Source organism: Sphingorhabdus sp. YGSMI21 (assembly GCF_002776575.1).
In the GTDB taxonomy this organism is placed as follows: Bacteria; Pseudomonadota; Alphaproteobacteria; order Sphingomonadales; family Sphingomonadaceae; genus Parasphingorhabdus.
In genome coordinates this window covers 2727194-2741199 of sequence record NZ_CP022548.1, presented here as the reverse complement: position 1 = coordinate 2741199, position 14006 = coordinate 2727194, and the positions used below count along the sequence as shown (strand labels likewise).

The window sequence follows — 14006 nt, the reverse complement described above, 5'->3', positions numbered from 1 at the left end:
TGTTGCACCTGCAAACAGAAAGGCGTTAGACTGGCTAAAGTCACTTCCGCAACCGGAGTCGCAATTGCGTATTGCTGTTATCGATGAAAACCCCGTTCGCGCGGCCATAATTGAAGACGGGCTTGCCGAAGTGGGTGAGCGCGATGTTTTTGTGATTTCCGAGCGCTCGGGGATGGCGCGCGCGATTGAAACGATAGACCCGGATGTCATCCTGATCGACCTCGGCAATCCATCCCGGGATATGCTCGAGGAATATTTTGCCGTCAGCCGTGCGGTTTCCCGCCCGATTGCCATGTTTGTCGAGCAATCGGATGAAGATACGATTGCCGCAGCCATTGATGCAGGGGTTTCTGCCTATATTGTCGATGGGCTTTCACAGCGCCGGATGAAGCCCATACTCGATTTGGCCGTAAGACGGTTTCAGGCCTTTTCCCGCCTACAAGCGGAGCTGAAAGAAGCGCGCGATGCGCTGTCCGATCGGACAATTATCGACAATGCCAAGAAAATATTGATCGAGAAGCGGAAGATCAGTGAACCGGAAGCGCACAAGCTGCTCCGCGATCACGCCATGAACAGCAACAAACGCATGGCGGAGGTCGCCGAGGCCATCGTCACGGCCGAGACACTATTGGGAGGCGGGCTGTGAGCATCGACCAAATGAATATCGGGTTTCTGCCGCTGGTCGATGCGGCTTTGCCGATTTTGGCCCAGGAACATGGCTTTGCCGAAGAACAGGGACTGCATCTGAACTTCATTCGGGATGTCAGTTGGGCATCGGTACTGGACAGGCTGCTTTATGGCCATACAGACGCCGCACATTTGCTCGCACCGCTTGCTATTGCCACGACGCTCGGCCGGGGGCGACCGGCCAAGGCGCTGGCGGTTCCGTTCGTCCTGAGCCTGAACGGTAATGCGATTACAATGTCCCACGCGCTGGCCGACAAGGTAGCGCCAGCCGGCATGCTGGGTGACCCGGTCTCCGTCGGTGAAAAGCTGAAGAGCGAAGTTGCAAAACGTGCGGCGGCAGGATGTCGCATACGATTTGGTGTTGTTCACCGCTATTCCGGTCACAATTACAAGCTGCGCTATTGGCTGGCACAATGCGGTATCGCGCCGGACACCGATGTTGATATCGTAACCATCGCACCACCGTTCGCCGCCGATGCTCTGGCCAATGACGAGGTAGACGGAATATGTGTCGGCGAGCCATGGAACAGCGTTGCTGTGGAGCGCGGCGTAGGTCGTATCGTTCTGGTCACGGCGCAAATCTGGAGGCGTGGCGTTGAAAAGGTGCTGGCCATGCCGGCCGAAAAGCTTGATGATGACCGGGACAAGATTGAACGTCTGGTTCGGGCGCTGCATTTTGCCGCCAGACATTTTGTTGATCCGGCAAACTGGGATACCAATGCCGAGATACTTGCCCGCAAGAATTATCTTGATGGCTCGGCGAAGCTGATAAACCGGGCGATATCGGACCGGATCATGCTGACCGCGGGCGCGCAGCCGCTCGATGTGCCCGATTTCATGTTCCAGTATCGGGAGGCTGCGAATTTCCCGTGGAAAAGTCAGGCGGCATGGCTCTATTCTCAAATGCTGCGCTGGGATCATCTTACCTATAATGCGGAGGATCAGTTGCGCGCCGAGGAGGTTTTCCGGCCCAATGTCTATCGTGCGGCGTTGAAGGGACTGGACACCCCGATACCTGGTGCCAATGCCAAACTGGAAGGCAGCGTAACCGGTAGCATGCCGGTCGGTTCGACTCAGGGCCGGTTGACATTGGGCGCCAATCCGTTTTTTGACGGTCGTGTTTTTGATCCGATGGAAGTCGGAAACTACTTGGATTCATTGCCAAAACTATAGATTTTGCTGCAATGCAATATTTTGACTTGCCTTTTTAGATTTGCTGATGTTATTTGATTCGGGTCGGGAAGATCCCCGGCAGCATATTTACCGGTTTGTCCAATGGCGGGCAAACGCATGGTAGAACGAACTACAATCGAATAGGCAATGTCGCCGCCCAAGCCAGTCTGAAGGACTGTCGCTTGAGGCGGTTTTTTTGTGTGTTTTTTCGTTCTGCTCTTGCGTTGCCCGGCAATGAAAAAGGGATTGAGCAATGAATTCGAACCGCCGCAATTTTCTTCTCCTGGCTGTCTGTGCAGTGTCTTTGTCCGCTTGTGGAAGCGGAGGCGACAGTTCTTCCAACAGCAGCGAGACAGTGAAGCCAGCCACCGTGGATGGCGCGATTGAAAAGCCGGTTCTGAAACTCGGGTTCATCAAGCTCACCGATATGGCGCCGCTTGCCATTGCCAAGGAAAAGGGATTTTTCGCCGAAGAAGGTCTGAACGTCACCCTCGAACCGCAGGCAAACTGGAAGGTGCTGCTCGACGGTGTCATCGGTGGCCAGCTCGATGGCGCGCATATGCTCGCCGGGCAACCGCTCGCCGCGACGATCGGCTATGGCACCAAGGCAGAGCTCATTGCTCCGCTTTCACTCGACCTCAATGGCAATGCGATCACCCTGTCGAACAAGGTCTGGGCCCAGATCGAACCGGATCTCGAGAAAGATGCGGACGGGAAGCCCGTCCATCCGATCAGCGCATCGGTTCTGAAACCCGTCATTGCGAGTTACAAATCGCAGGGCAAGCAATTCAAGATGGGTATGGTTTTTCCGGTTTCCACGCATAATTATGAACTGCGCTACTGGCTGGCAGCGGGCGGTATCGAGCCCGGCTATTATACGCCCGGCGATGTTGGCGGTACGGTTGGTGCGCAGGCGGCTTTGTCCGTCACACCCCCGCCGCAGATGCCCGCCACGATGGAGGCTGGCACGATCGACGGCTATTGTGTGGGCGAGCCGTGGAACCAGGCAGCGGTACAAAAGAAAATCGGCGTTCCGGTGATTACCGATGACGAAATCTGGAAGAAGAACCCGGAGAAAGTCCTCGGCCTGCGCAAGGATTTTGCCGAGAAATATCCAGCAACAACCGCCGCTATACTGCGCGCGATCATCAAGGCACAGCAATGGCTGGACGTCGATGGTGGCAAGAATCGCGTGGAAGCGGTGAAAATTCTGGCACGACCCAATTATGTGGGGGCGGACGAGGCTGTGATCGGAGCCTCGATGACCGGCGAATTCACGTTTCAGGCGGGCGACACACGGCCGGCGCCAGACTTCAACATCTTCTTCAACGATTATGCCGGCTACCCCTTCTATTCCGATGCAATCTGGTATCTCACCCAGATGCGGCGCTGGGGACAGATTTCCGAAGACCAGACGGATCAATGGTATCTCGACACCGCGAAGGCGGTCTATCGGCCCGACCTTTATCTTACCGCTGCGAAAAAGCTGGCAGACGAAGGGATCATACCCGCCGACAGCATTCCGGAATCCGACGGTTTCAAGGGTGAACAATCGGGTTTCATCGATGGCATCACCTATGATGGCCGGGCTCCCAATGCCTATCTCGCGAAATTCCGCATCGGTCTGAAAGCTGGTCAGAAAGTGACCAATTCCGGCGTCAACTAAGACTCTGATGAACAAAGGAACCAAAGACATGGCAACCGTTGCTGCGAACCCAACAGAAAGCGATACTGCTGTTGAAGATATGGCGAAGCCAAGGCCGCTCAATGATGCTGCCCGGGCGGAACCCGCTGCGCCGGTTGCCGCGAGCGCCGGCGTGTCGAACCGAAGCCTGGTCAATCCAAAACTTCTGGTCGCCTGGCTGAAAAACCTCGCTGCGCCGATCATTGGCATTCTGGCTTTTCTGGCTTTGTGGGCGGTTCTCGCACCGCAGGTCGATACCTCGCTCGGCAGTCTGCCGGGACCGGTAGAAGTATCGGCTCAGGGCGTGGCGCTTTTTGATGAATGGGCCGCTGTTCAGGAGCAGAAAGCAGAATTTTATGCTGCCCAGGACGCCAGCAACGCAGCGGCACTTGCCAATGGCGGCGAAACACGGAATTTTGAATATAGCGGGCCACCGACATTCCTGGACCAGATATGGACCTCGTTGACGACGGTTGCCCTGGGATTTTTCCTGGCCACAATATTTGCCGTGCCGCTTGGTCTGATCTGCGGTCTTTCTAAAACATTCAATGCCGCGATCAATCCGATCGTGCAGATCATGAAACCAGTCAGCCCCCTGGCGTGGCTTCCCATCGTCACCATGGTGATTTCGGCGACCATGACGGATCCCGACCCGACCCTGCCGAAAAGTTTCGTTATTTCCGCGATAGTCGTGATGCTCTGCTCGCTGTGGTCGACGCTGATCAATACTGCAATCGGCGCCGCCTCGATCGACAAGGATTTGCTCAACGTCGGCAAAGTCCTGCGTCTTGGCTGGTTCGCCAAGCTGACCCGCCTCGTCCTGCCATCTGCCCTCCCCTATATTTTTACCGGTATGCGCCTGTCTCTGGGCGTGGGCTGGATGGTTCTGATCGCGGCGGAAATGCTCGCGCAAAACCCCGGACTTGGCAAATTTGTCTGGGATGAATTCCAGAACGGATCGAGCCAGTCACTCGCCCGCATCATGTTCGCTGTCATCGTGATCGGCCTGATCGGTTTCCTGCTCGACCGGATCATGATGCTGCTGCAAAATTTCGCCAGCCGCAATCGCACGGTTTGAGGAGGATATTATGACCAATAGCCTTCCCATCCTGTCCCTGAACAACGTCAGCAAGTCCTTTGTCGACGGGTCAGGAACCCGGACCGATGTGCTCGACAACATCAACCTTGATGTCGCCGAGGGAGAATTTATCGCCATTCTCGGTTTTTCCGGTGCCGGCAAAACCACATTGATCAATTGCATCGCCGGTCTGACCGATGCCGATAGCGGCGCAGTGCTGGTCAAGGGCAAGCCATGCAAAGGCCCGGGCAAGGACCGCGGCCTCGTCTTCCAGAGCTATTCGCTTTTCCCATGGCTGAGCGTTGAAGCCAATGTCGCACTGGCGGTTGATGCAGTGCATCAGAACAAGTCCAGGGAAGAACGCGCGGCGTTGGTGCGTCAGAAGATCGAACTGGTCGGTCTCGACCACGCGATGGATCGCAAGCCGGCGCAGCTGTCGGGAGGCATGCGCCAGCGCGTCGCGGTTGCGCGCGCCCTTGCGATGGAGCCTGAGATCCTGCTGATGGACGAGCCTTTGTCGGCGCTCGATGCGTTAACGCGGGCAAAATTGCAGGACGAGATCGAGCGCATCCGCAAACATGAAAAGCGGACGATTGTTCTGGTAACCAATGATGTCGACGAAGCGCTGCTGCTTGCCGACCGTGTGGCGATCCTGACCCCGGCGCCATCTGCCACGATCGGCAAGATTTTCGACGTGAATATCGAGCGGCCCCGTGAACGCGAGGCGATGAATGAAAGCGCCGCCTATAAAACGTTGCGGAACGAGATTGTTGGCTATCTGGACATATTGAGCAGCGATCAGAAAGCCGTTGCATCGGAATCGACCAGCCTCCCGGATATCACGCCGCTCGACCTTTCAGGGGTACAGGACGGCAAGGATGCGGATCTGCCGCAAGCGTATATTGATGCGGCACGGAGCCCGTTAACATCCCGCTATCTCGAGTTTTTCAAGCTCAAGAAAATTTATCCGACGCCCAAAGGGCCGCTGACCGTGGTCGAAGATGTGAATATCCTGATGGACAAGGGCGAGTTTATTTCGCTGATCGGCCATTCCGGCTGCGGCAAGTCGACCGTGCTCACAATGGCTGCCGGGCTGAACGAGATTAGCGATGGCGGAATCATATTGGACGGACGGGAAATCGATGTTGCCGGACCCGACAAGGCAGTTGTATTTCAGGCACCCTCGCTGATGCCCTGGTTGACAGCCAGACAGAATGTCGCACTCGGCGTGGAACGGGTTTATCCGCACAGCACGCGTTCGGAACGCAAGGACATCATCGAATATTATCTGGACCGCGTTGGTCTTGGCGATGCCATGGACAAAATGGCCGCCGATATGTCGAACGGCATGCGGCAGAGGGTTGGCATAGCGCGCGCATTCGCCCTGTCTCCCAAATTGCTGTTGCTCGACGAGCCATTTGGCATGCTCGACAGCCTCACCCGCTGGGATCTCCAGGATGTCTTGATCGAGGTTTGGAACCGCACGAAAGTCACCGCGATAATGGTCACCCATGACGTGGACGAGGCGATATTGCTCGCCGACCGGGTGGTGATGATGACGAATGGCCCTCAGGCTACCATTGGCAAGATTCTCGACGTCGATCTGCCACGGCCGCGCGACCGCAAGGCGCTGCTCGAGCATCCGAAATTTTACGCGTATCGGCAGGAAGTTCTGCAGTTCCTCGCCGAATATGAACATGGAAATCCGAACAAGAGCTCGCAGCAGGAAGCGGCCTGAACCGAGAGGATGCCCGGCAAGAGAGACAATCTTCAACGGGGGAAAAAATGAAGAAAAGACATATAGTTTCGATAGCATTATTATCAGGCGCCGCGGTGGCGACACCTTCCTTTGCCCTGGCCAAGACCGGCGATCCGGTGGTGGTTGCCGAAGGCTTGACCCTCGACCCGATTTTCGACGCCCGGCTTGCTTATGAGCATGTCGACCAGCCGGTAACCAGCGCGGACTCTTTGACATTGCGGACACGCGCTGGTCTGGAACTGGCCAGTGATATCGGGCTTTCATTTCTCGTCGAGAGTGAAGCGACGCTGGGCATAATAAATGACTATAATGACACAAATGCAGGCAATGGCGTCGAACCCTTTTCCGTCGTCGCCGACCCGGAAAATATCGAGCTTAATCGCATTCAGCTGAAGTTCGCCAAGAAGGACAAGGGCAGCCTGACCGTCGGGCGCCAGAGAATCAACATTGATGACCAGCGCTTTGTGGGCAGCGTCGGCTGGCGGCAGAATGAACAGACTTTTGATGCCATCAGTGCTTCGGTCACGGCGCTGAAGCCGCTGACGCTGGAAGCTACTTATGCCATTTCCCAGCGTACGATATTTGGCGCTGATGCTGGTGCGCGCGAAGCTTTTGACGGAGACCTGATATTCTTGGGCGCAGGCGTAAAAGCCGGACCGGTCAATCTGAAGGGCTTTGCCTATCTGCTCGACTTTGACGCCGGCCAGCCAGTTTCGCTGAATTCTTCGGCCACCTACGGCCTGCGTGCAACCGCCAAGCTTCCGGTTTCCAAGGGTTTTACACTAAATCTCGCGGGCAGCTATGCTGTGCAAAAAGACTATAAGGACAACCCCGGCAATTATTCGGTCGACTATATCGCCGGTTCGGTCGGCACGTCCTTTTCCGGCTTTGGCCTGACGCTGGGTTACGAAAGCCTGGGTGCCGATCGCGCAGGGAATCGGTTCCAGACCCCGCTTGCCACATTGCACAAGTTCAACGGCTGGGCGGATGTCTTTCTCAGCACGCCACCGGCGGGCCTCGAAGATAGATATGTCAGCCTGAGCAAGAAGGTCAATTTGCTCGGCGGCATCACCGCGAGCGCAGCCTATCATGATTTTCGCAGCGATGTCGGCAGCATCAAATACGGCACGGAATTTGATGCGGCGCTCAATTTCAAGGTGAGCATTTTCAGCGTCGGTCTCAAATACGCCGACTACGACGCCGCCAATTATGGCGTCGATACCGAGAAATTCTGGCTGCGGCTGGGATATAGTTTTTAACGACTGGAATTATTCAATGAACGCACCGGTTATAACAGACGTTAAGCAGGACAAAACTTCCCGGCATGGCCGCGAGCGGCTTGTTGTCATCGGCAATGGCATGGCTGGCTGCCGCGCCGTGGAGGAAATTCTTGCCCGCGACGCTGACCGCTATGCTATCACCATTTTCGGTGCCGAACCCCGGGTCAATTATGACCGGATCATGCTGTCTCCCGTTCTGGCCGGCGACAAGAGCTTCGAAGACATCATCATCAATGATCAAAGCTGGTATGATGACAATGGCATAGAATTGGTCAGCGGCGATGCTGTCATCGCGATCAAACGCGAAGCCAGAGAGGTGGTCAGTGCTTCGGGCCGGGTGACGCCTTATGATCGGCTGCTGATTGCCACAGGGTCCGATCCGTTCATCATTCCGGTACCGGGACACAAGCTGCCGGGCGTTATCACCTTTCGCGACCTCGATGATGTCGACAAGATGCTGACAGCGGCAGAGACGGGCGGCAATGCCGTCGTGATCGGCGGCGGACTTCTGGGTCTGGAAGCGGCGCACGGTCTCTCCCTGCGCGGGATGAAGGTCACCGTCTTGCATTTGATGCCGACCCTGATGGAGCGACAGCTGGATGAAGCGGCAGGATTTCTGTTGCGAAGCGAGCTGGAACGGCGCGGGCAAACCATCATTACGCAGGCAGATACCGCGGAGATATTGGGAGACAGCCATGTAACCGGCGTCAGGCTCAAGGACGGGACCGAAATCGAAGCCGATCTTGTCGTCATGGCGGTCGGGATTAAGCCATCGGTAGCTCTGGCCAAACTGGCGGAACTGGACGTCGAGCGCGGCATCGTCGTAGACGACAATATGGTAACCAGTGATCCGGCAATTGTCGCGGTCGGGGAATGCGTGCAGCATCGTGGCGCCTGTTACGGGCTGGTCGCGCCACTTTGGGAAATGTGCCGCTCTCTGGCCGATTTCATGACCGATGATCCTTCCGGATATGCCGGTTCGGTTACCGCAACCAAGCTGAAGGTGTCCGGCATCAACCTGTTCTCCGCCGGTGATTTCTCGGGCGGTGACGATACCGAAGACATCGTCATGCGCGACGCTTCCCGCGGCGTTTACAAACGGGTGGTGGTGAAGGGAGACCGGTTGATCGGAGCCGTGCTGTACGGAGACACGGCAGACGGCAGCTGGTATTTTGATCTTCTGAAACGCCAGGAAGACATATCCGATATCCGCGAAGCGCTTATTTTCGGTCAGGCTTTTGCTTCGGGAGGGGCCACGCTGGACCCTGACAGCGCCGTTGCAGCATTGTCCCTCGACGCAGAAATCTGCGGCTGCAACGGCGTAACCAAGGGACAGGTGGTCGCGTGCATCGATGGTGGAGCCAATGACCTCGATAGCGTTCGGGCCGGTTGCAAGGCCTCCGCCAGTTGCGGTTCCTGTACCGGCTTGGTGGAAAGCTTGCTGAGCATCTCGCTCGGCGAAGATTATGGCGGCGCACGGACGGTCACACCAATGTGCCAGTGCACCAGTTTCACCCACGAGGACGTACGGCGCAATATCCTCGAAAAAGAGCTAAAATCCATTCCGCAGGTGATGCAGGAACTCCACTGGACCACGCCAGATGGCTGCGCTTCCTGTCGTCCGGCGCTCAACTATTATCTGCTATGTGCCTGGCCAACAGAGCATGAGGAAGATCCGCAAAGCCGGTTCGTCAATGAACGGATGCATGCCAATATCCAGAAAGACGGTACTTACTCGGTCGTCCCCAGAATGTGGGGCGGGATTACCACCCCGAACGAGTTGCGCGCGATTGCTGATGCCGCCGATAAATATGAAGCGCGGCTGGTAAAGGTCACCGGCGGCCAAAGGCTGGATATTTTCGGTATCAAGAAAGAAGACCTGCCGGCAATCTGGGCCGATCTCAATGCTGCTGGCATGGTGTCGGGTCACGCCTATGGCAAGGCGCTGCGCACGGTCAAAACCTGTGTCGGTAGCGAATGGTGCCGCTTCGGCACGCAGGACTCGACCGGTCTTGGGATCAAGGCCGAACAGATGACCTGGGGCAGCTGGATGCCCCATAAATTCAAGATCGCCGTTTCGGGCTGTCCGCGCAATTGTGCAGAGGCATCGATCAAGGATCTCGGGATCATCTGTGTCGACAGCGGTTATGAGCTGAGCGTTGGCGGCAATGGCGGCATCCATCTGCGTGGGACCGATTTCCTGTGCAAGGTCGAAACCGAAGAGGCTGCGCTCGAATATATTGCTGCTTTCGTCCAGCTGTATCGCGAGGAAGCCCGCTATCTGGATCGTACGGCGCCATGGGTCGAACGGGTCGGTATGGACTATATCAAGGGCCGTATTGTTGAAGATGAGCCTGGACGCAAGGCGCTGCAGGAACGTTTTCTGTTTGCCCAGTCGGTGCATCAGAAAGATCCCTGGGCCGAGCGCGTCGCCGGCGCGGAAAGCCACTTGCACAAGCATATCGCCGAGATCCGGCCCTTTGCAATTCTGGAGCCTGCATGATGGTTGAAGCAAAATGGATTGATATCGGACCCGTAGAGCAGCTGCCTGCGCTGGGAGCACGGACCCTGCCGGTGCAAGGTGGCCAGGAAATAGCGATATTCCGCACCGCCACCGGCAGCATACATGCTTTGGCAAACAAATGTCCGCACAAAGACGGACCGCTGAGCCAGGGCATGGTGCACGATACCAGCGTTACCTGTCCGCTGCACAACTGGCGCATTTCCTTGCTGACAGGCGAAGCATTGGGAGAAGATAAAGGCTGCGTTCCGGTCATTCCGGTAAAAATCGATGCAGGCCGGATATATATCGAACGCGTTGCCGCTTTGGCCGGGGTCGCGTGACAAAAATTTGCACCACTTGCCCCTATTGTGGCGTCGGTTGCGGTATAAAAGCCGAAATCACCGGAGACCGTGAGGTCATTATCAAGGCTGACGAGGAGCATCCGGCAAATTTCGGACGGCTATGTTCCAAGGGCACGCACTTGGCGGAAACAGTGAGCCTGGAAGGGCGCCTGCTTTATCCGGAAATTGGCGGTGAGCGAGTAGAATGGGCCAATGCGCTCGATCTGGTGGCAAAGCGCTTTGCCGATACCGTCCGCGAACATGGCCCGGACAGCGTCGCATTCTATGTCTCCGGCCAATTGCTGACCGAAGATTATTATGTCGCCAACAAGCTGATGAAAGGCTTTATCGGCAGCGCCAATATCGACACCAACAGCCGCCTGTGCATGGCCAGTGCGGTCGCCGCCCATGTCCGGGCCTTTGGCGAAGATGTCGTGCCTTGCAGCTATGATGATCTGGAAAATGCCGATCTTATCCTGCTGGTCGGATCGAACACCGCCTGGTGCCATCCGGTGATCTGGCAGCGTATCGAAAAGGCCCGGAGCGAACGCGGAACGAAACTGGTGGTGATTGATCCGCGCCGCACCGAAACTGCTGAATGCGCTGATCTCCATTTGCCAATCGCCCTCGACGGCGATGTCGCCTTGTTCAACTTGTTGCTCGCCGAGATGATGACAAGAGGATTGCTGGACGAAGATTATTTGCGCGATCATGTGGCAACACCGACGGGGTTCTGGAACGGGTTGACCGGCGATCTGGCAGCAGTGGGTATCGATCCCGAACCATTCGATCAACTTGCCGACCTGGTAGCCGCCCATCCGAAAATGATCACCCTGTTTAGCCAGGGCGCGAACCAGTCGGCGGGCGGCACCGACAAGGGCAATGCCATTATCAATCTGCACCTTGCGACTGGTAGGATTGGCAAGTCCGGCATGGGTCCATTTTCGATCACCGGCCAGCCCAACGCCATGGGTGGGCGCGAGGTCGGCGGGCTTTCGTCGATGCTCGCCGCACATATGGGGTTTTCGGAGGCCGAATGTGACGCCGCCCAGACATTCTGGGACAGCCCGACAATCGCTCGCAAACCCGGGCGCAAGGCCGTCGACATGTTCCGCGATGTACATGAAGGCAAGATCAAGGCGATCTGGGTGATGGCAACCAACCCGGCCGTCTCGATGCCGGATGCAGGCTTTGTCCGCGAGGCATTGGATCGCTGCGATTTTGTCGTGGTGTCCGATGTCATCGCCGAAACCGACACGGCTGCCTATGCCGATGTGAAGCTGCCGGCGCTCGCTTGGGGTGAGAAAAACGGGACCGTAACCAACAGCGAGCGCGTCGTCAGCCGTCAGCGTCCACTGTTTGCACCACCCGGGGAGGCAAAGGCCGATTGGTGGATCGTCCAGGAGGTCGCGCGCCGCATCGGATTTGGCGACGCCTTCGCTTTCAGCAGACCGGCAGATATCTTCCGCGAATATGCAGCGCAAACCGGATTTCGCAATGACGGCCGACGCAAGCTGGATATATCAGAATGGGCCGGCATCAGTGATATCCAATATGACGAATGGGCGCCGAAAGCCTGGGGTGGCAAATCTCCTTTTACCGATGGGAAATTCACCTCTTCTGATGGCAAGGCAAGGCTGGTTGCTGTTGCTCCTTCTGCTCCGGCGCCGGTTGATCGTGCATTTCCGCTCCGTCTCAATACAGGCCGCTATCGGGATCAATGGCACACAATGACCCGAACGGGTCTCAGTCCGCGCTTGTCACAACATCGCCGTGAAGCGCTGGTCGAAATTCACCCGCATGATGCGAGGGAGCGCGCTATTGACGATGGTACCCTGGCGCAGATCATGACGCCGCAGGGCAATAGCATCTTTCGCGTGCAGATTACGGACGCACAACGCAAAGGCGAGATGTTCGTCCCGATGCACTGGACCGATCAGATGAGCGGCGGTGGCCGTGCCAACCGGTTGCCCGATCAAACGGTCGACCCGGTATCGGGCCAACCCGCGTATAAAAACAGTCCGTGCAATATCGAAGCGGTCGGAGCGGAATGGCGAGCCTTTTTGGTCAGCAGCAAGCGACCGGCATTGCCGGCCCTGCTGTATTGGACGAGTGCCAGAATAGCGGGCGGATGGCTTACCGAAATGGCGGGCGCGGGCAATATTGACGTGGATGGACTGCTGCCCGTTGGCGACCGTCTCGAGGCCATCGACATGAAACGCGGGATGCGACGAATTGCCGTGCGCGATAGCGAAGGCAGGATGGCGGCCGCGCTTTTCCTGACGCGCAACGGTCAACTTCCATCACGGGATTGGATTGCGGCACAATTGGTCAGCGATGCACCGGCGGATGCACCGTCCTTGCTCGCAGCACGCCCGAAAGTCGCCGGACCGGACAAGGGCGCGATCCTGTGCGTCTGTTTCAACGTCGGCGTTAAACAGATTATCGGCGCCATTGGCGAGCAATCGCTCACCAATCTGGAAGATGTTGGCCGCGCACTAAACGCAGGGACAAATTGCGGAAGTTGCCGACCCGCACTCGCCAAATTACTGGCGGAAACACTGGAACCGAAATTGGAGGCCGCCGAATGAGTGATACTGTCATCCCGCCCGGAACCATATGGCTAGTCGGCGCCGGTCCGGGCGATCCGGACCTGTTGACCCGCAAGGCCGAGAAACTGATCCGCGCTGCCAGCGTCATCTTTTATGACGCCCTTGTTGGTAAAGGCGTGCTAGAACTTGCACCGCCCTCCGCGCGGCTGGTTTCAGTCGGCAAGCGATCCGGTCGCCATTCCAAAGACCAGCGCGGCATCAACGACATGCTGGTTGACGCTGCATTGGCGGGGGAACGCGTGGTCCGTCTAAAAGGTGGCGATGTGGGGATTTTTGGTCGCGCTGCAGAGGAAATGGACGCGCTGGCCACACATGGCATTGCCTGTCATATTTGTCCGGGCATAACGGCCGCATCCGCGGCGGCTGCAAGCGCCGGAATATCACTCACCTTGCGCGGTCTCGCCCGCAAGCTGGTATTCGTGACCGCTCACGCGAGAGCCGGCGAGAAGCTCGATCTCGACTGGCAGGCGCTCGCAGACCCCAAAGCAACGCTCGCAATCTATATGGGCAAAGCGGCTGCGGCCACCATTTCACGCCAGCTTGTCGGCGCCGGCTTGCCCGCAGACACCCCTGTCCTTCTGATAGAAAACGCCAGCCTGCCCGAAGAGCGCCAATTCAGCACGCGCCTTGATCTGTTGGCACTTTCAGCGAAATCTGCCCTGGGACCAGGTCCCGCCCTGATGCTGATCGGCGAAGCGGTAAGGCAGCGGCGAACAGCAAGCGATTTGAATTTCTCATATACACGGCCAACACCGACCCGAGAGCCGTTCTGTCATTGACTGCTCTGCGGCGATCAAATTTGGTCTTGGATCGTCCGCAACCGGCTCAATTGCAGCCGGGCTGAAATACGCTTCAATTCAAGGCGCTGTTGGCCTTGTTCCGTCTGTCC

10 protein-coding genes are annotated in these 14006 nt (G+C 57.2%); all 10 read left to right on the top strand.

Going from position 1 to position 14006, the window contains the following annotated elements:
- Positions 1 to 64: 64 nt before the first annotated feature.
- The 10 genes from CHN51_RS13210 to cobA all read left to right on the top strand — a co-directional run bounded on the left by CHN51_RS13210 (position 65) and on the right by cobA (position 13896).
- Positions 65 to 646: an ANTAR domain-containing protein gene (locus tag CHN51_RS13210; RefSeq protein ID WP_100094440.1), complete on the top strand. Its 582-nt coding sequence runs from the start codon at positions 65 to 67 to the stop codon at positions 644 to 646.
- Positions 647 to 657: 11 nt separating this feature from the next.
- Positions 658 to 1860, top strand: a complete 1203-nt coding sequence (locus CHN51_RS13205) for a CmpA/NrtA family ABC transporter substrate-binding protein (protein ID WP_100095632.1) — start codon at positions 658 to 660, stop codon at positions 1858 to 1860.
- 355 nt (positions 1861 to 2215) lie between these two features.
- The gene (locus CHN51_RS13200) at positions 2216 to 3526 is read left to right on the top strand and encodes a CmpA/NrtA family ABC transporter substrate-binding protein (RefSeq protein ID WP_240616726.1); all 1311 of its coding nucleotides are present in this window, start codon (positions 2216 to 2218) and stop codon (positions 3524 to 3526) included.
- Positions 3527 to 3554: 28 nt separating this feature from the next.
- On the top strand, positions 3555 to 4622 hold the full coding sequence (locus CHN51_RS13195; RefSeq protein WP_240616725.1) for an ABC transporter permease: 1068 nt from the start codon (positions 3555 to 3557) through the stop codon (positions 4620 to 4622).
- A 10-nt stretch (positions 4623 to 4632) separates the two neighbouring features.
- Positions 4633 to 6360: a nitrate ABC transporter ATP-binding protein gene (locus CHN51_RS13190; protein WP_100094437.1), complete on the top strand. Its 1728-nt coding sequence runs from the start codon at positions 4633 to 4635 to the stop codon at positions 6358 to 6360.
- Positions 6361 to 6455: 95 nt separating this feature from the next.
- Complete coding sequence (locus tag CHN51_RS13185) at positions 6456 to 7640, top strand: alginate export family protein (protein WP_240616724.1); 1185 nt, start codon at positions 6456 to 6458, stop codon at positions 7638 to 7640.
- A 16-nt stretch (positions 7641 to 7656) separates the two neighbouring features.
- The gene (gene nirB, locus CHN51_RS13180) at positions 7657 to 10164 is read left to right on the top strand and encodes a nitrite reductase large subunit NirB (protein ID WP_100094435.1); all 2508 of its coding nucleotides are present in this window, start codon (positions 7657 to 7659) and stop codon (positions 10162 to 10164) included.
- The gene (gene nirD / locus CHN51_RS13175) at positions 10164 to 10505 is read left to right on the top strand and encodes a nitrite reductase small subunit NirD (protein ID WP_100095631.1); all 342 of its coding nucleotides are present in this window, start codon (positions 10164 to 10166) and stop codon (positions 10503 to 10505) included. The genes nirB and nirD overlap by 1 nt, the downstream gene beginning before the upstream one ends.
- Positions 10502 to 13096 carry a nitrate reductase gene (locus CHN51_RS13170; protein WP_100094434.1) on the top strand — a complete coding sequence of 865 codons (2595 nt, stop codon included), beginning with the start codon at positions 10502 to 10504 and terminating at the stop codon, positions 13094 to 13096. Before nirD ends, CHN51_RS13170 begins: the two co-directional genes overlap by 4 nt.
- On the top strand, positions 13093 to 13896 hold the full coding sequence (gene cobA, locus CHN51_RS13165; RefSeq protein WP_100094433.1) for a uroporphyrinogen-III C-methyltransferase: 804 nt from the start codon (positions 13093 to 13095) through the stop codon (positions 13894 to 13896). Before CHN51_RS13170 ends, cobA begins: the two co-directional genes overlap by 4 nt.
- Positions 13897 to 14006 lie beyond the last annotated feature (110 nt).